This window comes from Pseudomonas sp. Irchel 3E20 (assembly GCF_900187645.1).
Lineage (GTDB): Bacteria > Pseudomonadota > Gammaproteobacteria > Pseudomonadales > Pseudomonadaceae > Aquipseudomonas.
Genome location: NZ_FYEE01000002.1, coordinates 373,972 through 393,349, shown reverse-complemented (window position 1 = coordinate 393,349; position 19,378 = coordinate 373,972). Strand labels below are relative to the sequence as shown.

Here is a 19,378-nt window from a genome sequence, read left to right as displayed (position 1 = left end):
ACCGGAGACGCCTGTGTTCGCCAACCTGTTAATCATTCTTGCCTCATCGCTGGTGGTGATCGCGCTGTTCCGGCGCCTGCAACTGCCACCCGTGCTGGGCTACCTGTGTGTCGGCCTGCTGGTGGGGCCCACCGCGTTCGACTGGGTGAATGACAGCGAGCACCTGCCGGACCTGGCGGAACTGGGGGTGGTGTTCCTGCTGTTTTCCCTGGGCCTGGAATTCTCCCTGTCGAAAATGCTCGCCCTGCGCCGCGTGGTGTTTGGCCTGGGCAGCCTGCAAGTGCTGATAAGCGGCCTGTTGCTGGGGGGCGTGCTGAGCCTGTTCGGCATGCCGCTGGCCGTAGCGCTGATGCTTGGCGCGGGGCTGGCGTTGTCGTCGACCGCCATCGTCAGCAAGGAGCTGACCAGCCTGGGGGAGATTTTCAGCAGCCACGGTCAGAACGCCATTGGCGTGTTGTTGTTCCAGGACGTGGTCGCGGTGTTGCTGCTGACCCTGGTGCCGGTGTTTGCCGGCCAGAGCGACCAGGCCTGGTACTGGGCGCTGCCGATCACCCTGGTCAAGACCGTGATCCTGTTCGTCGGCCTGGCCCTGGCCAGCCGCTGGCTGCTGCCGCGGCTGTTCCATGAGGTGGCCGCGTCCCATTCCGCCGAACTGTTCGTGCTGCTGGCCCTGGTGATTGTGTTGATGACGGCGTGGCTGACCCACTTGCTGGGCCTGTCGCCGGCACTGGGGGCGTTCCTGGCGGGCATGCTGCTGGGGGAAAGCCACTACCGCCATCAGATCGAGGCCGATATCCGGCCCTTTCGCGACATCCTGCTGGGGCTGTTTTTCGTCAGCATCGGCATGCTCATCGACCTGCAACTGTTCGTCAGCCACAGCCTGCTGATTCTGGGCCTGACCCTGGGCCTGCTGCTGGTCAAGGGCGCCATTGTCGCCGCACTGGTGAAGTGGCGCGGCAGCGACGGCGAAACGGCATGGCGCAGTGGCCTGGCGCTGGCCCAGGGCGGCGAATTCTGCTTCGCCCTGATGGCGCAGATGCAGCAAAGCCAACTCATGCCCGCCGAGATCAGCGGCCTGCTGCTGGCCGCCACCTTCTGCTCCATGGTGCTCACGCCGCTGCTGCTGCGGGCCGCGCCAGGCATCGCGGCGCGCCTGCACCGCAAACCCAACGAAGAGGCCAAGCTCGACGAAATCACCGCCCTCAACGCCGGGTTTCACGGCCACGTGGTGATCTGCGGTTATGGCCGCGTGGGCCAGTCCATCGGCCGTTTCCTGCGCCGTGAAAAACAAACCTTCATCGCCCTGGACGACGACCCGGTGCGGGTGCAAGAAGCCGCCGCCGGCGAAAGCTGCGTGCACTACGGCGACTCGCGCCGCGGCGAGCTGCTCAGCGCCGTGGGCCTGGACCGCGCACGCTTGCTGGTGATTGCCGTCGACAAGACCGACATCGCCCTGACGGTGCTCAAGGAGGCGCGACGCCTCAACCCGCAGGTGCAGATTTTGGTGCGTACCCGCGACGACAGTCAGTTGAGCGAGTTGCAGGCCGCCGGCGCCAACGAGGTGGTGCCGGAGTTGCTGGAGTCGAGCCTGATGCTCGCCTCCCATGCCCTGGTGATGCTCGGCCTGCCCGAAGAGCAGGCCCAGGCCCGCGTCGACGAAGTGCGCCAGACCCGCTACCGCTTGCTCCACGGCTTCTATCACGGCGCCCAGGGCAACCTGCTGGACAATCGCGGCCAGCCCAAGGTGCTGATGCACGCGGTCAACCTGGCGCCCGACGCCCATGCCTGCGGCCTGACCCTCAGTGACCTGGCGTTGGAACTGCTGGGGGTGGACATTCAAGCGGTACAACGCGAAGGCGCGGAACTGGCGGTGGAAGGCACCACCGCGCTACGGGCCGGCGACAAGGTGCTGATGTCCGGCCCTCTGGCCGCCATTGAAGCCTGCGAAGCACGGTTGCTGGGCGGCTGACCCCCTTAGCAAGCGGGCTCGCCCGCTTGCTACAGAGCAGCGCCTCAATCCTGGCTGATGGCGCCAATCTTGTGGATCGACAGGTCGGCGCCGTAGTACTCCTCTTCCTGGCTCAGGCGCAGGCCATGGCCGTACTTGATCGCGCCGTACACGGCAAAGCCGCCGGCCAGGGCCACCAACACGCCCAGGGCGGTGCCGAGCAACTGGCTCGCCAGGCTGACCCCGCCGATACCACCGAGCATTTGCTGGCCGAACACCCCGCAGGCAATCCCGCCCCAGACGCCGCATACGCCATGCAAGGGCCACACCCCCAATACGTCGTCGATCCGCCATTTGCCCTGGGCGGCGGTGAAGCACCAGACGAACAGCGCCCCGGCGATCAGACCGGTCACCAGCGCCCCCAAGGGGTGCATCACGTCGGAGCCGGCGCAAACCGCCACCAGCCCGGCCAGCGGGCCGTTATGCAGAAAGCCCGGGTCGTTGCGCCCTACTACCAGCGCCGCCACGGTGCCTCCCACCATGGCCATCAGCGAGTTGACCGCCACCAGGCCACTGACCCCTTGCAGGGTCTGGGCGCTCATCACGTTGAAGCCGAACCAGCCGACAATCAAAATCCACGACCCCAGGGCCAGAAACGGAATACTCGACGGCGCGAACGCCACCAAGCGCCCATCGCGGTAACGTCCCTGGCGCGGCCCCAGCAGCAACACCGCCGCCAGCGCCAGCCAACCGCCCATGGCATGCACCACCACGGAGCCGGCAAAGTCGTGGAACGGCGCGCCAAACCGCCCTTGCAGCCAGGCTTGCAGGCCGAAATTGCCGTTCCACACCAGGCCCTCGAAGAACGGGTAGACGAACGCCACGATCAGCGCCGTCGCGCACAGCTGCGGGGCGAACCGGGCCCGTTCGGCGATGCCGCCGGAAATAATCGCCGGGATGGCCGCGGCAAACGTCAGCAGGAAAAAGAACTTCACCAGCCCATACCCGTGGTCGGTGCTGAGCGCCGCCGCCGGCTGCATGAAGCTGACGCCGTAGGAAATCCAATAACCGATAAAGAAGTAGGCCAGGGTCGAGACGGCAAAATCACTGAGGATTTTGCACAAGGCGTTGACCTGGTTCTTCTGGCGTACCGTGCCCACTTCAAGGAACGCGAACCCGGCGTGCATGGCCAGTACCATGACTGCGCCCATGAGAATAAACAACGTGTTGGAGCCGTGGACCAGGCTGGTCACGGCGCTTTGCAAATGGTCCATTGGAGGGCAGCCCCACAGGCAGGAAAAAGCACCAAAGCAGCTCGCGAACGCTTTTTACGCACCAAATTGGCACCTGGGCGGGGCGCGGTTTCTTCTTCGGTGAACCGCTTTGGCGCAGGAATCAACAATGGGGCAAATTGCCGCTAGGGTATTTCCGCAGGTTTCAGTTATTTAGGTTAAGGTTTTCATCACTCGGCGCGCGTTTTCAGCGCAAAACCCAAGCGGCGATGCACCAGCACAAAGCAAAAGCTGTACCAGCCAATTGCACTGAACCTTCCCACGCGCCCAATACTCGAATCACACACAAGCCACCTACGGAGATCACCATGGCCAGCAAAACAGCAAAGACTGCTCAAGAAATACTGATGGCGGATTTTCAAACCCTGGTGAACGACACCGAACGTTTGCTGGAACACACCGCCACCCTGGCCGGCGATCAAGCCGATGAGTTGCGCGGGCAGATCCACGACAGCCTGCTGCGCGCCCGCGAAACCCTGCAACTGTCCCAGGATTCGCTACGCGAGCGTGGCCAAGCGGCGGTCACCGCCACTGAAGACTATGTGCAGGCCAACCCTTGGCAATCGGTGGGCATCGCGGCCGGTGTGGGTTTCTTGATCGGCTTGCTGGCAACTCGGCGCTGATATGGCTATCGGCGATTCCGACTCCGCCCCCGGCACCTCGTCGCGGCGCCTAGGCGCCGCTTTCCTGGGTTTGCTACACAGCCATGTCGAGTTGTTCGGCATCGAATTGCAGGAGCAGAAAGCCCGCACAGTGAGCCTGCTGTTGTTCGCCGGGCTAGCCCTGGTGTTTGCCCTGCTGTTGCTCGTGGGGCTCTCGGCGCTGGTGCTGATCCTGCTGTGGGACAGCTATCGCCTGGCGGGCATCATCGGCTTGTGCGTCTTCTATTCCCTGGCCGCATTGTTCTGCGCCATGCGCCTGCGGGCGGCGATCTATGACGAATCCTCGCCATTCAACGCCACCCTGGAAGAACTGGCCAACGACCGGGAGCGCCTGCTGCCATGAACCTGCCTGACATCCCGCAAAGCCATTCTCGCCGCGAAATGCGCAAGGCCTTGATCCGCCTGCGCATGGAGATGCATCGCCAAGAAATTCGCCATGAGTCCCAGCAATTGCTGCAACCCTTGCAGCGCATGCGCGGAATGACCCAGAACTGGCAACAGGGCCTGGGCATCAAGCATGCGCCGCTGTGGGGCGTGGCCGCTGTGACGCTGCTGGGCTTTTTCACCGGTAAAGGCGCCAAGAGTGGCGGCGTCGGGCGCCTGACCCGCCTCGTCGGGCTCGGCACCAGCCTACTGCCACTGATAAAGATGGCCCTAAGCACCTCGCGCAAACCCTGAGCCGGCAATCTTTCGTTGTGCCCAGGCACCCGCCTCTTTCACCAGAGGCCGGTGCCTGCCCGCCCGCGCATCTGTAGTCCCCCTTGCGGCCAGGGGCGCGAAACGGGAAGCTAGCCCATCAGTCACCTGACGGAGAGAACCAGCCTTGGATTGGCCCACCCTGCTTACCCGCGAACGCCTCGGAAAACCCCTGCACAGCCCGCATGAACTTGGCCGCAGCCCTTTCCACAAAGACCACGACCGCATCATCTTTTCCGGCGCCTTCCGCCGCCTCGGCCGCAAGACCCAAGTGCATCCGGTGTCCAGCAACGACCATATCCACACGCGCCTGACCCACTCCCTGGAAGTCAGTTGCGTGGGCCGCTCTCTGGGCATGCGGGTCGGCGAAACCCTGCGCGGCGCCCTGCCCGACTGGTGCGAGCCGAGCGACTTGGGCATGGTCGTACAATCGGCGTGCCTGGCCCACGACATCGGTAACCCGCCGTTCGGCCACTCAGGCGAGGACGCCATTCGCCATTGGTTCCAGCAAGCGGCGGGGCGCGGCTGGCTCGACGCAATGACTGACGCCGAACGAGGCGATTTCCTCAACTTCGAGGGCAACGCCCAGGGTTTCCGGGTGCTGACCCAGCTTGAATACCATCAATTCGACGGTGGTACGCGCCTGACCTACGCCACCCTGGGGACCTACCTGAAATACCCCTGGACCGCACGCCACGCCGACTCCCTGGGCTACAAGAAACACAAATTCGGCTGCTACCAGAGCGAACTGCCGTTGCTGGAAACCATCGCCCATAAGCTCGGCCTGCCACAGATCGAAGACCAACGCTGGGCCCGCCACCCGTTGGTCTACTTGATGGAAGCCGCCGATGACATCTGCTACGCCTTGATCGACCTGGAGGACGGTGTGGAGATGGAGCTGCTGAACTACGCCGAAGTGGAATCTCTCCTACTTGACTTGGTGGGCGATGACCTGCCGCAAACCTATCGCCAACTCGGCCCGACGGACTCTCGCCGGCGCAAACTGGCGATCCTGCGTGGCAAGGCCATCGAACACCTGACCAACGCCGCCGCCCGAGCCTTCGTCGAACAGCAAGACGCGCTGCTGGCGGGCACCCTGCATGGCGACCTGGTGGAACACATGCACGGGCCTGCCAAGCGCTGCGTATTGAATGCCAAGGACATGGCGCGCAAGAAGATCTTCCAGGACAAGCGCAAGACCCTGCACGAGATCGGCGCCTACACCACCTTGGAAATCCTGCTCAACGCCTTTTGCGGCGCGGCACTGGAACAGCATGGCGGGCGCACGCCCTCGTTCAAGAACCGGCGCATCCTCGACCTGCTCGGCAACAACGCACCCGACCCCAGCAAGCCCCTGCACAGCTCGTTCCTGCGCATGATCGACTTCATTGCCGGGATGACCGATAGCTACGCCACCGAAATGGCCCGGGAAATGACCGGACGCTCCAGCCCTCAATAGAGGTGAAGCCAATAAGACGTGTAGGAATAAGCCTCCACGTCCGATTGAAAACACTCAAATATTCCGCGCATTTCAGCGCCTAGAGAATCGCCCTACGCCTTGTAGAGAGCGAACTGATCGAATCTATCAATGTATTCGCGAAATAATCGCCGACTATCTTGCTCAACAGAACGAGCCGTCAACCGAAGAGCCCTGCAGGCTCATCCCGGGTGAGCGCCTTTGCCATGGAACACACAATGCTCAAACATGACCTGCGCATCCTGGTGGTGGAAGATCATCCTTTTCAATTGGCTGCCACCCAGTGCCTGCTTAACAGCTACGGCTTTCACCACCTCACCGCCACCCATGACGCCGAAACCGCGCTATTGCTGATGCGCCAGGCACCGCAACCCTTTGATCTACTGCTATGCGACCAATGCCTACCGGACCTGGGCGGCCTGGAACTGATCGGCCTGGCCAGCAGCCAACGCCTGATTCAGTCCGCGATCATCCTCAGTAGCCTGAGCCTGGGCGAACTCGAGGCCCTTGAGCGTCAGGCCAACCTACGCCGGCTCCCGCTGCTGGGCTATCTGAGCAAACCACTTAACCGCCGGGAGTTCAGCACGCTGTTGCAGCGCAAGCCCTGACCCCCGACGCCCTCTTTAAACCCTATGCACTCCGGGAGAAATCAGGCGTTGACACGGGGTCAACTGGGCAAATTTACTCCCTACCCAATAGTGCCCAGCGTACCCATTGCGCCTCGCTCTTATAGGCAAGTGGATTTTTCATTAATACCCAATAAAAACATTATTTCAGCGAACAAGAATAAACCGCCAGACAAGTAGGAATAATTCTGACTTACGCAGCGAAAAAGAATGCCACCGAAATAATCTCGCCAAGATTAATGCATTAAACTAACGTGCCTCTCCCCCTCCTTACACATTCGTAATCCAATGCCTTTTTTTGTGTAGGAATAATCTTATATTGCATCAACAGGCCCGTCGGTTCATGCGTGCCTGCCCCCTTCTGAGCTAAGGTGCGCGCTTTATTTGCGCTCGTATGGGATTTGATTATGAACTCCGTTTTTATTGTCGACGATCACCCCGTTATCAGACTTGCAGTTCGCATGTTGTTAGAACACGAAGGTTATAAAGTGGTCGGCGAAACCGATAATGGTGTCGACGCCATGCAAATGGTCCGCGAATGTATGCCAGACCTCATCATTCTCGACATCAGCATTCCCAAACTCGACGGCCTGGAAGTCCTATCGCGTTTCAACGCCATGAGCACGCCCCTGCGCACACTCGTACTGACTGCGCAATCGCCGACTCTCTTCGCCATACGGTGCATGCAGTCCGGTGCTTCCGGCTATGTCTGTAAGCAGGAGGACCTCAGTGAGCTGCTCAGCGCCATCAAGGCCGTACTTTCAGGCTACAACTACTTCCCCAGCCAGGCATTGAACCCGGCGCGCCGGGATGAAGAAGTAAGCCTGGAGCTGGATTTATTCAAATCGGTGAATGACCGGGAATTGATGGTGCTCCAACTCTTTGCCCAAGGCCGCACTAACAAGGAAATCGCCAAGGGCATGTTTTTAAGCAACAAAACCGTCAGCACCTATAAGAAAAGACTTATGCAAAAACTTAAGGCCAAGTCCTTGGTAGAACTTATCGAGATGGCAAAACGCAACGCATTAGTGTGAGAAATAGGATGCCCAGGCAGTTAAAGGACTACTTAATATTACTGAGCACGGGTTTATGCCTGAGCACTTTCGCGGTCGCCGAGAACAACGATGTGCAGTCCTATTCACTGCTCAGTCGCGCCAGCAAAGGCCTCACCCAAGTTCATCTGGATAAAGCGCAATTGCAATGGATTGGCAACAAGCGCGAGCTGGTCCTGGGCACTTCTGCTCCCGATTATCCCCCCTTCGACCTGACCCTCAGCGGACACGACTATGAAGGGTTCACCGCAGACTATGCCGGCATTCTCGCGGCCACCCTGGCCTTGCCCGTGCGGGTGCAGCGCTATGGTTCCCGGGAGGCGGCCATCGCCGCGCTAGAACAGGGCCGCGTGGATATGCTGGGTACCGCGAACGGCTTCGAAGCCAGCAATCCGAACCTGGCGCTTTCGATTCCCTACGCGGTGGACCAGCCAGTGCTGGTCACCCGCGAGCGGGAAAACCGATCGCTGAGCGACGGCCTGGCGGACATGCGCTTGAGCATGGTCTACCACTACTTGCCGCTCGAGGACGTCAAGGCGCTGTACCCCAAGGCCACCATCACCGCCTACCCTTCCTACCAGAACGCCATCAATGCCGTGGCTTTCGACCAGGCCGACGTATTTCTGGGCGATACCATTTCGACCCACTACATGATTAACAAGGGCTATCTCAAGAACATCCAGATGGCCAACTTCGGCAAACATGAAGCCAATGGCTTCAGTTTTGCCGTGCGTAGAAGCGATCAACCCTTGCTGGACCTCATCAATGCCACGCTCAAGGCCATCCCCATGGCCGAGCGCGATAGCATCGCCCAGCGCTGGAGTGCCGGCAGCGACATTCTGCTCACCGACCAGAAGCTGCAACTTACCGCGCGCGAGGAGCGCTGGTTGAAACAGCACCCCACCGTGCGAGTGGTGGTCAACGAAACTTTTGCCCCACTGACTTTTTTCGATTCTCAGAACAACTTCCGCGGTATCACCGCCGACCTGCTGGAACTCATCCGGCTGCGCACCGGCCTGCGCTTCGAGATCCAGCGCAGCCGTGGCGTCGATGAGATGACCCGCCAGGTCGAACAGGGCAACGCCGAGATCATCGCCGCCATGCTGCCCAGCGATGAGCGCGAGGACCGCCTCACCTTCAGCCGCCCTTACCTGGAGAACTCCTTCGTACTGCTCACCCGCAAGGACGCCCCGGTGATGGGCAGCCTCGAGCAACTCGCCGGCAAACGTCTGGCAATCACCCAGGGCAACCCCTTAATGGAGTACCTACGCACCGAGTACCCAGAGGTACGCCTGGTCGAAACCGACGACACCTTCCGTGCCGCCGAACTGCTGGCTCAGGGCCAGGTCGAGGGTGCCGTCAACTCGCTGGTAGTCGCCAACTACTTCATCTCGTCCCGCGTATTTCAAGATCAATTGCAGATCAGCGCCACCATCGGTACACAGCCGGCGGCCTTTACCCTGGCCACCGCCCGAGGCGCGGTGGAACTGAGCGCCATCCTCGACAAGGCCTTGCTCAGCATCGCGCCGGATGAACTGGGCATCATCAACAGCCGCTGGCGCGGCTACACCGCCGACCCGGACAGCTACTGGCGCAACTACTCTCGCCTGATCTACCAGATCGTCCTGGGCGCGGGCCTGTTGCTCCTGCTTTCCCTGGCCTGGAACGCCTACATGCGGCGCCAGATCAAGCAGCGGCAACAGGCCGAACGGGCGCTGAACGACCAGCTCGAGTTCATGCGCACGCTGGTCAACGGCACGCCCCACGCCCTCTACGTGCGTGACCGCGACGGCGTGCTGCAAAGCTGCAACGACAGTTACCTGGAGGCCTTTTCCACCTCCCGCGACGAGGTCATCGGCAAAACCGTGATGCAGGGCGCCTTGAGCAACGAGTTCGAGGCCCGGGAGTTCGAAGCCGACTATCAGCGGGTCATCGCCGAAGGCACGCCGATGATTCTCGATCGCGCGCTGTACATCGGTGATCGCCAGTTGACGATCTATCACTGGATCCTGCCCTATCGCGACTCCACGGGAGAGGTCCAGGGCATCATCGGCGGCTGGATCGACATCAGTGAACGGCGCCAACTCTTCGATGAACTACGCGCCGCCAAGGAGCAGGCCGATGACGCCAACCGCGCCAAAAGCACCTTCCTGGCGACCATGAGCCATGAGATCCGCACCCCCATGAATGCGGTGATCGGCATGCTCGAACTGACCTTGAAACGCGCCGACCAGGGCCATCTCGACCGCACAGCCATCGAAGTGGCCTACGACTCGGCCAAGGATCTGCTGGAGCTGATCGGCGACATTCTCGATATCGCCCGCATCGAGTCCGGTCGCCTGAGCCTGACGCCGGAGCGCGTCAGCCTGCGCGACACCGTCGAGTCGGTGATTCGGGTGTTCGACGGCTTAGCGCGGCAGAAAAGCCTGAGCCTAGGGTTGGACTTCCAATCGAGTGTCGAACAGGCCGATGTGTTGATCGATCCACTGCGCTTCAAGCAGATACTCACCAACCTGGTGAGCAACGCCATCAAGTTCACCGAACGTGGCCAGATCAATATCCGCGTGCAAGTGCACGCTGGCACCGCGCCCCAACAGATCTGCATGCAGTTGCGGGTGGAGGACACCGGAATCGGCATCAGCGAAAGCGACCAAGCTCGTCTCTTCGAACCCTTTGCCCAGGCCGACGGCCCCAGCCACATGGCCCGGGCCGGCGCAGGGCTGGGGCTGGTCATCAGCCGCAGCCTGTGCGAAATGATGGGCGGGCAACTGACCCTCACCAGCCAACCGGGGACAGGCACTCAAGTCTGCGTGACGTTGCACTTGACCAGCCTGGCACCCCGGCTCGACGCCGATGAACAACAGCCCGAGATCACCACCGCCGGCACGCCCCTGAACATCCTGGTGGTGGACGACCACCCCGCCAATCGCCTGCTGATGTGCCAGCAACTGGGCTTCCTGGGGCATCGCTTCACCACCGCCCACCACGGTGGCGCTGGCCTGAAGGTTTGGGAAGACGGGCATTTCGACCTGGTGATCGCCGACTGCAACATGCCGGTGATGAATGGCTATGACCTGACCCGCGCCATCCGCCAGCACGAACAGCGCACACAACGGCCAGCTTGTACGATCCTGGGGTTCACCGCCAACGCCCAACAAGAGGAAAAACAGCGCTGCGCCACGGCCGGGATGGATGACTGCTTGTTCAAGCCCATCAGTCTGACCGCCCTCCACCAACGCCTGGCAGGGCTCAAGCCGCTGGCGGCCCGCAACGCCTTCAACCTCGATAGTCTGCATTTGCTGACGGGGGGCGAGCCGAAAATGATCCAGCGCCTGCTCGTCGAACTGCTGAGCAGCACCCAGCAAGATCGCCAGGCCCTGCTCGCCTTGCCCCATGACGGCGACCAGCAAGCCCTGATCGATATTGCCCACCGCATCAAAGGCGCCGCGCGTATGGTCCAGGCCTTGATGCTGACCCAGCATTGCGAAGCCTTGGAACAGGCGTGCGATGCACAGGCCAGCCACGAAGAGGTCGAGGCCTGCCGTAGCGCGATCGAGCAGGCCATGTTGGAGCTGGAGCAAACCCTGCAACGATATCTGCAATCCAACCCGGGGAACTGACACTTAACCCGGGGCCATCGCGCCCCGGGCACTTGGCCAGTCTTGCCTCGACAAAAACAAATCAAAAAGCCATCATCCCACCCAGTGACACACAGACTGCCCAAGCAGCCTGCGTGCCCTGGCACAGGTCCAACTCTCCAAGGCAGGTTGCTCCGGCCTTAACTATGCTTGAACGCTAAGCAGTGTGTACGACCACTCGGAGAGACTTGATGCCCAGCCCACTGCGCCCGGACAAACGCCGGTTCCCGCTGCACGTGCACATCAGCGTGATGTTTACCCTGCTGCTGTTGCTGACCGGCACGGTGCTGGGCATTTTCAACTATCGACAAACCACCCAGATCATCCTTTCCAGCAGCCAGAAACTGTTCGATCGCATCGAACAGGACGTGCGCCTGGACTTGCAGTCAACCTACGAGCCCATCCGCCACCTGCTCAGCCTGCTGGCCCAGTACCCCCAAGCCCAGGCACCAGATCTGACGCAGCGCCTGGCGTTGCTCAAACCCTTCAGCCAGGCCCTGCGCGACAACACCAACCTGGCATCGCTGTACGTGGGCTATCCCGATGGCGACTTTTTCATGGTCCGGCCGCTGGCCACCCAGGCGTTGAAAGAGCGCTTCAAGGCACCGGACAACGCCGCGTACCAGGTCTGGAGCATCGAGCGCAGCCCCGACACTGGCACCCCCCACTCGCAGACGCTGCTCTTCGACCGTTCGCTGAACCTGCTGGAACAACGCGACAACCCACGGGAGAACTACGACCCGCGGGCCCGCGAATGGTTTATCAGTGCCCGCAGCGATGACGACCAGATCACCACCGCACCCTACCTGTTTTTCTCCACGCGCAATGTCGGCACCACCCTGGCCCGACGCAGCGGCAGCGAGGCGGTGATGGGCGCGGACCTGACCCTGAACCAACTGTCCGCGACCCTGGCCAAGCACGTTGTCACCCCCAGCACCCAAATCGCCCTGTTCGATGCCGATGGCAACGCGGTGGCCTACCCCGACAGCAGCAAGTTGATTATCGAGAGCCAGACCGCGCGCCTTATCAAAGCCCGGGACCTGCATCCCGCACTCAAAGCCCTGCTCATGGACAACCCCGGCGGCAACCGCTTGACCCTCGACCGGCGCCAGTGGGTGGTCGCCCGCAGCAGCATGCACGAGGGCGGCCCCCAAGGCCTGCAACTGGCGCTGCTGGTGCCTGAAGACGAGTTGCTGGCCGATGCCTATCGCCTGCGCTGGCAGGGCGCGCTCATCACCCTGACCACCCTGCTCCTGTGCTTGCCCCTGGGCTGGCTGACCTCGCGCATTCTGGTACGCCCCTTGCGCGACCTGGTGGATGAAGCGGACGCCATCCGCAGTTTCGATTTCAACTACCCGGTGACACGCCGTTCGCCGGTACTGGAAGTCGATCAGTTGAGCCTTTCCATGGCTCGGATGAAGGAGACCCTGGCGAGCTTCTTTGAAATCACCGCCAGCCTGTCGGCCGAGACGCGTTTCGAACCGCTGCTGCAACGGGTGCTGTTCGAGACGGTAAAAATCAGCCAGGCCCAAGCGGGCCTGATCTACCTGCGCGACAGCGACGATGGTCGCCTTGAACCCCACGGGCTGGTCATCGACGACATCGCCCAGGACCTGCCCCGCTTCCAGATCAAGGTCCAGACCCCACAGGACGAAACTGCCCCGCACTGGTTGCAGCAACTCAATCGTCAAGACAGCGCCGTTGCATCCCTGGGCTTTGAAGCAGCGCAAGACCTGCAAAGCGTGCTGCTGGCCATGCAATGCCCTCGAGCGCACTTGATTGCCATCCGCTTGCGCAACCGGCATAACGAAATGGTCGGGGTATTGGTGTTGTTGCTCGCCGACAGCGGCAGCGAGGCCGACCTGGAAAAACTGCGCCCTGACCGCATCGCCTTTATCCAGGCTGTTTCCGGCGCGGCGGCAGTGTGCATCGAGAGCCAACGGCTGCAAGCCAAGCAAAAACAGCTTCTGGACGCCTTTATCCAGCTATTGGCCGGCGCCATCGACGCCAAGAGCCCCTACACCGGAGGCCATTGCCAGCGCGTACCAGCCCTGACCCTGATGCTCGCCCGCGCGGCTGCCGAGAGCCAACAACCGGCGTTTCGCGCCTACCGCCCCAGCGAGGACGAGTGGGAAGCCCTGCACATCGCGGCCTGGCTGCATGATTGCGGCAAGGTCACCACGCCAGAATACGTGGTCGACAAGGCGACCAAACTGGAGACCCTGTGCGACCGCATTCATGAAATCCGCACCCGCTTCGAGGTGCTCAAGCGCGATGCCTGGGTCAGTTTCTGGCAGGCCCGGGCCTTGGGCGGCGACGAGCAGCCACTGGCGGCGCTACGCGATGCCAGCCTGGCCAGCCTGGATGATGACTTTGCCTTTGTCGCCCGCTGCAACCTGGGCGGCGAATCCATGAGCGATGAGGATTTGCAACGCTTGCGCACCATCGCCGCCCGCACCTGGACCCGCACCCTGGATGATCGCCTCGGGGTTTCCTGGGAAGAGAATGCGCGCCAGGCGCGTACGCCCGCCGCCAGCCTGCCGGCCACCGAGCACCTGTTGGCGGACAAGCCCGAGCACCTGTTCGAGCGCGCACCAAGCGAACTGATTCCGGCCGACAACCCCTGGGGTTTCAAGCTCGAGGTGCCGGCCTACAAGTACAACCGTGGCGAGCTGTACAACCTGAGCATCAACCGGGGCACCTTGACCCGCGAGGAACGCTACGTCATCAACCACCACATGGTGCAGACGATCCTGATGCTCAGCCACCTGCCGTTTCCCAGCCACCTGGGCAATGTCACCGAGATCGCCGGTGGCCATCATGAAAAAATGGACGGCACCGGTTACCCCAAGCAGCTCAAGCGCGCAGACATGAGCCTGCCGGCGCGCATGATGGCGATTGCCGATATCTTTGAAGCCCTCACCGCCGCCGATCGCCCGTATAAGAAGGCCAAGACCCTCAGTGAGGCGCTGGGCATCATGGCCGGCATGTGCCGTGATGCCCACATCGACCCGCAACTATTCGGCCTGTTCATCGAGGCGGGCATCTATCGCCAATACGCCGAGCAGTTCCTCGCGCCGCAGCAGATCGACCTCGTCGAACCCGACAGCTTGCTCAGCAAGGCCGGCCTCAAAGCCTGATTAACAGTCACTCAAGCGCAGGAACACCTGCGCCAAGGCCTCGATCCCGGCCTGATCCTGCTCGGTAAAGCGGGCCAGCAAGGGGCTGTCCAGATCCAGCACGCCAATCAGGCGCCCGTCCTTGACCAGCGGCACCACCAACTCACTGTTGGATGCGCTGTCGCAGGCGATATGCCCGGCGAAGGCATGTACGTCATCCACCCGCTGGGTCTGCAACGTGGCCGCAGCCGCGCCGCACACACCACGCCCGAACGGGATACGCACACAAGCGATCTGCCCCTGGAACGGGCCGAGCACCAGTTCCTCATGCTTATTGAGGTAGAAACCCGCCCAGTTCAGATCATCGAGTTGGTTGAACAGAAACGCCGAGAACTGCGCCGCATTGGCGATGAAATCACGCTCATCGGCCAGCAACGACTCCAGTTGCGCCAGGAGCAAGCTGTAGCCCTCTAGGCCCGCCACGTTTTGCTGCAAATCGATCATGGCTTTTGCTCCAGCAACTTGAGGCCCACCCAATAACGGGCGAACTGGTAGGCGCAGCGCCCGTTGCGGTTGCCGCGCCCGGTGGCCCAGCGCACCGCAAGGATGTCCAGCTCCTCATCACGCTGCCAGGCCAGCCCGGCCTTGGCTGCGAGCTCGCCGACCCAGTGTTCGACAACGTTAAGAAAGTGCTCCTGAGTGAAGGGATAGAACGACAGCCACAAACCGAAGCGGTCCGACAGCGCGATCTTGTCTTCCACCGCTTCGTTGGGGTGCAGTTCACCGTCGACCATTTTCCAGTTCTCGTTGTCGCTTTCCTTCTCCGGCACCAAGTGCCGACGGTTGGACGTGGCGTACAACAAGACATTGTCCGGCGCCTGTTCCAGGGAGCCGTCGAGCACGCTCTTGAGCACCCGGTAGTCCCCCTCCCCGGTCTCGAACGACAGGTCATCGCAAAACAACACGAAGCGCTGGGGCAATTTTTGCAGTTGCTCGACCACACGCGGCAGGTCGGCCAGGTGATCGCGCTCGATTTCGATCAGGCGCAAACCGCGCTTGGCATGCTCAGCCAGCAGCGCCCGCACCAGGGATGATTTGCCCGTGCCCCGCGCGCCCCACAGCAAGGCGTGGTTGGCGGGCATGCCGTCGAGGAACTGCTGGGTGTTGCGGCCCAGTTGCTCACATTGCTTATCGACCCCGATCAGATCGCTCAGGCGCATATCCAGGCTGACCTCCAGCGGCATCAGGTAGCCCGTGCGGCCATCGCGCTGCCAGCGCGCCGCCAGGCACGTCGTCCAGTCGATGGCGTGGCGCGGCGCCGGCAGCAAGGGCTCCAGGCGCGCCAGCACGGCGTCGGCACGTTCAAGAAACGCATTCAATCGAGAATCCACGACTTCTCCTCAAGGCTTGTTTGGACGATTTGTTGTAAAGCCAGGCCCCACGCCCGGCCACTGCGGGCCGTAACGGGATAAACACATAAACGAACTGCGCCGAAAAACAGCGATCATCGGCTATGCTTGCCCAGCGAAGGGAAACGGGACATGGCTCAGCATCCGATGGATATCAAGTTCACCAATCGCCTGTCCTACAAACAGGCCAGGCTCACTGTACTGGTCGGTTTCTTGCTGGGAACCCTGCTCAGCCTGCTGCAAATTGGCATCGATTATGCCAGTGAAGATGCCTCCATCAACCGTGAAATACACGCGCTCCTGGAAATCAGCCACAACCCCGCCTCGCGCATCGCCTACAACATTGACGCCGAACTCGCCCAGGAGCTGACCTTGGGCCTGTTGCGCTCGCCCGCCGTGATCGGCGCCCAGTTGATCGACAACAACGACAGCGTCCTGGCCAGCGTGCGCCGCCCCGGCCAGCAAAGCGGCTACCGGGTCATCAGCGACTTTCTATTCGGCGCCCAGCGCCAGTTCGAGGACCGCCTCTACCTCGACCATATGCCGGGCGAAGCCCTCGGCACCCTGCGCTTGGACATCGACACTTACGCCTTTGGCAGCCGTTTTTTGCGCCGGGCCGAAGTCACCCTGCTCAATGGTTTCGCCCGCAGCCTGATCCTCACGGGCATTCTGCTGGCGTTGTTCTACGTGATGCTGACCAAGCCACTGGTGCGGGTGATCCGTGAACTGAGCCGCAGCGACCCGCGCAACAGCCAGCAGGCCAGGCTGGAGTTCCCCGCCGGCCATGAACATGATGAGATCGGCGTTCTGGTCAAGGTGGCCAACCAGCAGTTCGAGAACATGGCCACCGAAATCCGCCAGCGGCGCAACGCCGAAAATCGCCTCACCGATTACCTGGGGCAACTGGAAAACATCGTTTCGGCTCGCACCATGGAGCTCAAGGCGATCAACAGCCGCCTGAGCCAATCCAATGAAGAACTACAGCACGCCCGCACCACGGCGCTGGAAATGGCCGAGGCGCGGTCAGCGTTCCTGGCCAACATGAGCCATGAAATCCGCACACCGCTCAATGGCCTGCTGGGCATGATCGCCCTGTCCCTGGACAGCCCGCTCAACGCCGAGCAACGCCAGCAACTGGCAATCGCCCACGACTCCGGCAAAGTGCTGGTGGAGTTGCTCAATGACATTCTCGACCTGTCGAAATTCGACGCCGGCCAATTGGAGCTCGAACGCATCCCCTTCGACCTCGGCGCCCTGATCGAAGACACCGCTAACCTGCTCTCGCAGAATGCGGCGCCCAGCGTTGAACTGACCTGCCTGATCGACCCGCAATTCCCCGCCCTGGTGCTGGGCGACCCGACGCGGGTGCGCCAAATCGTCAGCAACCTGCTGTCCAACGCCCTCAAGTTCACCCGCTTCGGCCGTGTCGACGTGCGCCTCAAACAGGTGGCGGACGGGGTCAGGATCGAGGTCTGCGACACCGGCATCGGCATTGCCCAGGACGCCCAGGTGAAGATCTTCCAGCCTTTCACCCAGGCCGGCGCCGGCATTACCCGCCAGTTCGGCGGCACCGGTTTGGGCCTGGCGCTGACCTATAACCTCTGCGAAGCCATGCAGGGCCGGCTGATAATCAGCTCCGAAGCGGGTTTTGGCAGCCAGTTCTGTGCCGAGTTGCCCTTGCCTTGCCATACACCTGCCGTCACGCCCCAACCCTTGCGCGGTTGCATCGTCGCTCTGACCACGGCCGACAGTGGCCTGGCCGAGTTGCTGAACAGCCTGCTGCCCGGTTGGGGCCTGGACTACCATCGGCGCAACCTCGACGATTCGTTGGCCAACCTCGACCCCGACTTGCTCATCAGCGATTGCCCGCAATGCCTGTTCGGCCTGCGTCCGGGCCTCGCGGCGCCGATCCTGCTGGTTACCGCCTATGGCAATTTCCTGCCCAGCGAAGAAGCCAGCGCCCTGGCGCCACTGCAACAGCAGGCGCGGCCTTTGGCTCGTACGGCGCTGTACCAGACCTTGCGCCGCACTCTGCAAGTCGAAACCCACGTTATTGACGATGCCCAGCTCGCCACGCCGGCCCTGCAAGGCCGCGGGCGCATCCTTCTGGTGGAGGACAACCCGGTCAATCAACTGGTGGCCAAGGGCATGCTGGGTAAGCTCGGCTGCGAGGTCAGCGTCGCGGCCCATGGCGGCGAAGCCCTTGGCCTGCTGGAGCAAGGCTCCTTCGAGTTGGTGCTGATGGACTGCAACATGCCGGTGATGGATGGCTACGAGGCGAGCCGGCAGATTCGCCAGAGCGGGCGCTGGCCCGACCTGCCCATCGTTGCTCTCACAGCCAACGCCATGCCCGAGGAGCGCGAGCGTTGCCGTGCGGCCGGCATGGACGATTACCTGGCCAAGCCGTTTCGCCGCGAAGAACTGGCGGCCCTGCTCGACCGCTGGGTGCCACTCATGACAAAGCCTTGAGCTGACCCAGCAACTGATCCAGGCCTTCGCGCAAGGCCCCCAAGCCATCCAGATCCACGCCGCTATCGCACAACAGCCGTGCCTTGAGCGGTGCCACCGCATCGCGCAACGCCAGCCCTGGCGCGGCCAGACTCAAATGCACTTCCCGTTCATCCCGTGCCGAACGCTGGCGCTGCACCAACGCCATCTGCTCCAGACGCTTGAGCAACGGCGTCAGCGTCCCGGAATCCAGGCTCAGGCGCTCGCCCAGGGCCTTAACCGTCGGCTGCTCGGGCGGTGCGTCATGCCACTCCCACAGCACCAGCATCACCAGGTATTGCGGGTAAGTCAGGCCCAAGCGGTCGAGCATGGGCTTGTAGCCACGGATCACCGCCCGCGATGCGGCGTACAACTTGAAGCACAACTGACTGTCGAGTTGGAGCGAATTGGCTGACAGGTCCTTCATTTGAGCAAGGCTTCTATCTCGCCGGCCAACTCCTGGGGCTTGGTGGTCGGCGCGAAGCGCTTGACCCGTTGCCCGTCCTTACCGATCAGAAACTTGGTGAAATTCCACTTGATGCCCTGGGAGCCCAACAACCCCGGTGCGCGCTTCTTTAATTGCACGAACAGCGGATGGGCCCCGGCGCCGTTGACTTCAATCTTCTTGAACAACGGGAAAGTGACGCCGAAATTGAGTTCGCAGAATTGCGAGATAGCGCCTTCATCCCCCGGTTCCTGCTTGCCGAACTGGTTGCAGGGAAAGCCCAGCACCACCAGGCCTTGGTCCTTGTAGGTCTGCCAGAGCTCTTCGAGGCCCTTGTACTGCGGGGTGAAACCGCACTTGCTCGCGGTGTTGACCACCAACACGGCTTTCCCGGCGAAGTCCGCCAGGGTCTTTTGCTCGCCGTTGAGGGTGGTGCAAGGAATTTGCAGCAGTTTGTCGGTCATGGTTCAGGCGCTCCATAGCGGAAAGAACGACAACCATAACGAGCAATTCAATTGCATACAATT

General features: G+C 61.9%; 15 protein-coding genes. 10 read left to right on the top strand and 5 right to left on the bottom strand.

Annotation, left to right across the window (positions count from 1 at the left end; genetic code table 11):
* Positions 1 to 13: 13 nt before the first annotated feature.
* On the top strand, positions 14 to 1,969 hold the full coding sequence (locus CKW13_RS05170) for a monovalent cation:proton antiporter family protein (protein ID WP_095107519.1): 1,956 nt from the start codon (positions 14 to 16) through the stop codon (positions 1,967 to 1,969).
* A 44-nt stretch (positions 1,970 to 2,013) separates the two neighbouring features.
* Here the strand turns inward: CKW13_RS05170 and CKW13_RS05165 are convergent, their stop codons facing one another.
* A complete protein-coding gene (locus CKW13_RS05165) occupies positions 2,014 to 3,222 on the bottom strand; it encodes an ammonium transporter (RefSeq protein WP_095107518.1) in 1,209 nt (402 codons plus the stop codon).
* Positions 3,223 to 3,548: 326 nt separating this feature from the next.
* Between CKW13_RS05165 and CKW13_RS05160 the strand changes: the two genes are divergently transcribed.
* The 8 genes from CKW13_RS05160 (at position 3,549) to CKW13_RS05125 (ending at position 14,531) form a co-directional block, all read left to right on the top strand.
* Positions 3,549 to 3,863 carry a YqjD family protein gene (locus CKW13_RS05160; protein WP_095107517.1) on the top strand — a complete coding sequence of 105 codons (315 nt, stop codon included), beginning with the start codon at positions 3,549 to 3,551 and terminating at the stop codon, positions 3,861 to 3,863.
* A gap of 1 nt (position 3,864) precedes the next feature.
* A complete protein-coding gene (locus CKW13_RS05155) occupies positions 3,865 to 4,245 on the top strand; it encodes a phage holin family protein (protein WP_095107516.1) in 381 nt (126 codons plus the stop codon).
* A complete protein-coding gene (locus tag CKW13_RS05150; protein ID WP_095107515.1) occupies positions 4,242 to 4,580 on the top strand; it encodes a hypothetical protein in 339 nt (112 codons plus the stop codon). Before CKW13_RS05155 ends, CKW13_RS05150 begins: the two co-directional genes overlap by 4 nt.
* 145 nt (positions 4,581 to 4,725) lie before the next feature.
* The gene (locus CKW13_RS05145) at positions 4,726 to 6,057 is read left to right on the top strand and encodes a deoxyguanosinetriphosphate triphosphohydrolase (protein ID WP_095107514.1); all 1,332 of its coding nucleotides are present in this window, start codon (positions 4,726 to 4,728) and stop codon (positions 6,055 to 6,057) included.
* A 236-nt stretch (positions 6,058 to 6,293) separates the two neighbouring features.
* A complete protein-coding gene (locus CKW13_RS05140; RefSeq protein WP_095107513.1) occupies positions 6,294 to 6,683 on the top strand; it encodes a response regulator in 390 nt (129 codons plus the stop codon).
* A 425-nt stretch (positions 6,684 to 7,108) separates the two neighbouring features.
* Positions 7,109 to 7,735 (top strand): response regulator transcription factor, encoded by a 627-nt coding sequence (locus tag CKW13_RS05135; protein WP_095107512.1) that lies wholly within the window; start codon positions 7,109 to 7,111, stop codon positions 7,733 to 7,735.
* 8 nt (positions 7,736 to 7,743) lie between these two features.
* Positions 7,744 to 11,373, top strand: coding sequence for a transporter substrate-binding domain-containing protein (locus CKW13_RS05130; protein WP_095107511.1), 3,630 nt, complete (start codon positions 7,744 to 7,746; stop codon positions 11,371 to 11,373).
* A 209-nt stretch (positions 11,374 to 11,582) separates the two neighbouring features.
* Positions 11,583 to 14,531: an HD domain-containing phosphohydrolase gene (locus CKW13_RS05125; protein WP_095107510.1), complete on the top strand. Its 2,949-nt coding sequence runs from the start codon at positions 11,583 to 11,585 to the stop codon at positions 14,529 to 14,531.
* On the opposite strand, the gene CKW13_RS05120 is transcribed toward CKW13_RS05125, so the two are convergent.
* Together CKW13_RS05120 and CKW13_RS05115 are read right to left on the bottom strand one after the other, a co-directional pair.
* A complete protein-coding gene (locus CKW13_RS05120) occupies positions 14,532 to 15,014 on the bottom strand; it encodes a GAF domain-containing protein (RefSeq protein ID WP_095107509.1) in 483 nt (160 codons plus the stop codon). It lies immediately after the preceding gene.
* Complete coding sequence (locus tag CKW13_RS05115; protein ID WP_095107508.1) at positions 15,011 to 15,901, bottom strand: ATP-binding protein; 891 nt, start codon at positions 15,899 to 15,901, stop codon at positions 15,011 to 15,013. The genes CKW13_RS05120 and CKW13_RS05115 overlap by 4 nt, the downstream gene beginning before the upstream one ends.
* A 165-nt stretch (positions 15,902 to 16,066) precedes the next feature.
* Here CKW13_RS05115 and CKW13_RS05110 point away from each other — a divergent pair, with 165 nt between their 5' ends.
* Entirely contained in the window at positions 16,067 to 18,388 is a 2,322-nt protein-coding gene (locus CKW13_RS05110) for a response regulator (protein WP_095107507.1), read from the top strand.
* On the opposite strand, the gene CKW13_RS05105 is transcribed toward CKW13_RS05110, so the two are convergent.
* Together CKW13_RS05105 and CKW13_RS05100 are read right to left on the bottom strand one after the other, a co-directional pair.
* Positions 18,372 to 18,833, bottom strand: coding sequence for a MarR family winged helix-turn-helix transcriptional regulator (locus CKW13_RS05105; protein ID WP_095107506.1), 462 nt, complete (start codon positions 18,831 to 18,833; stop codon positions 18,372 to 18,374). The two genes, CKW13_RS05110 and CKW13_RS05105, sit on opposite strands and share 17 nt — an antisense overlap.
* Positions 18,830 to 19,315, bottom strand: coding sequence for a glutathione peroxidase (locus CKW13_RS05100; protein ID WP_095107505.1), 486 nt, complete (start codon positions 19,313 to 19,315; stop codon positions 18,830 to 18,832). The genes CKW13_RS05105 and CKW13_RS05100 overlap by 4 nt, the downstream gene beginning before the upstream one ends.
* Positions 19,316 to 19,378: the final 63 nt, after the last annotated feature.

Coding starts and splice junctions, on each gene's coding strand:
- CKW13_RS05165 (WP_095107518.1), bottom strand. CDS start 3,222: ATGGACCATTTGCAAAGCGCCGTGACCAGCCTGGTCCACGGCTCCAAC.
- CKW13_RS05100 (WP_095107505.1), bottom strand. CDS start 19,315: ATGACCGACAAACTGCTGCAAATTCCTTGCACCACCCTCAACGGCGAG.
- CKW13_RS05110 (WP_095107507.1), top strand. CDS start 16,067: ATGGATATCAAGTTCACCAATCGCCTGTCCTACAAACAGGCCAGGCTC.
- CKW13_RS05155 (WP_095107516.1), top strand. CDS start 3,865: ATGGCTATCGGCGATTCCGACTCCGCCCCCGGCACCTCGTCGCGGCGC.
- CKW13_RS05120 (WP_095107509.1), bottom strand. CDS start 15,014: ATGATCGATTTGCAGCAAAACGTGGCGGGCCTAGAGGGCTACAGCTTG.
- CKW13_RS05140 (WP_095107513.1), top strand. CDS start 6,294: ATGCTCAAACATGACCTGCGCATCCTGGTGGTGGAAGATCATCCTTTT.
- CKW13_RS05160 (WP_095107517.1), top strand. CDS start 3,549: ATGGCCAGCAAAACAGCAAAGACTGCTCAAGAAATACTGATGGCGGAT.
- CKW13_RS05125 (WP_095107510.1), top strand. CDS start 11,583: ATGCCCAGCCCACTGCGCCCGGACAAACGCCGGTTCCCGCTGCACGTG.
- CKW13_RS05105 (WP_095107506.1), bottom strand. CDS start 18,833: ATGAAGGACCTGTCAGCCAATTCGCTCCAACTCGACAGTCAGTTGTGC.
- CKW13_RS05135 (WP_095107512.1), top strand. CDS start 7,109: ATGAACTCCGTTTTTATTGTCGACGATCACCCCGTTATCAGACTTGCA.
- CKW13_RS05150 (WP_095107515.1), top strand. CDS start 4,242: ATGAACCTGCCTGACATCCCGCAAAGCCATTCTCGCCGCGAAATGCGC.
- CKW13_RS05130 (WP_095107511.1), top strand. CDS start 7,744: ATGCCCAGGCAGTTAAAGGACTACTTAATATTACTGAGCACGGGTTTA.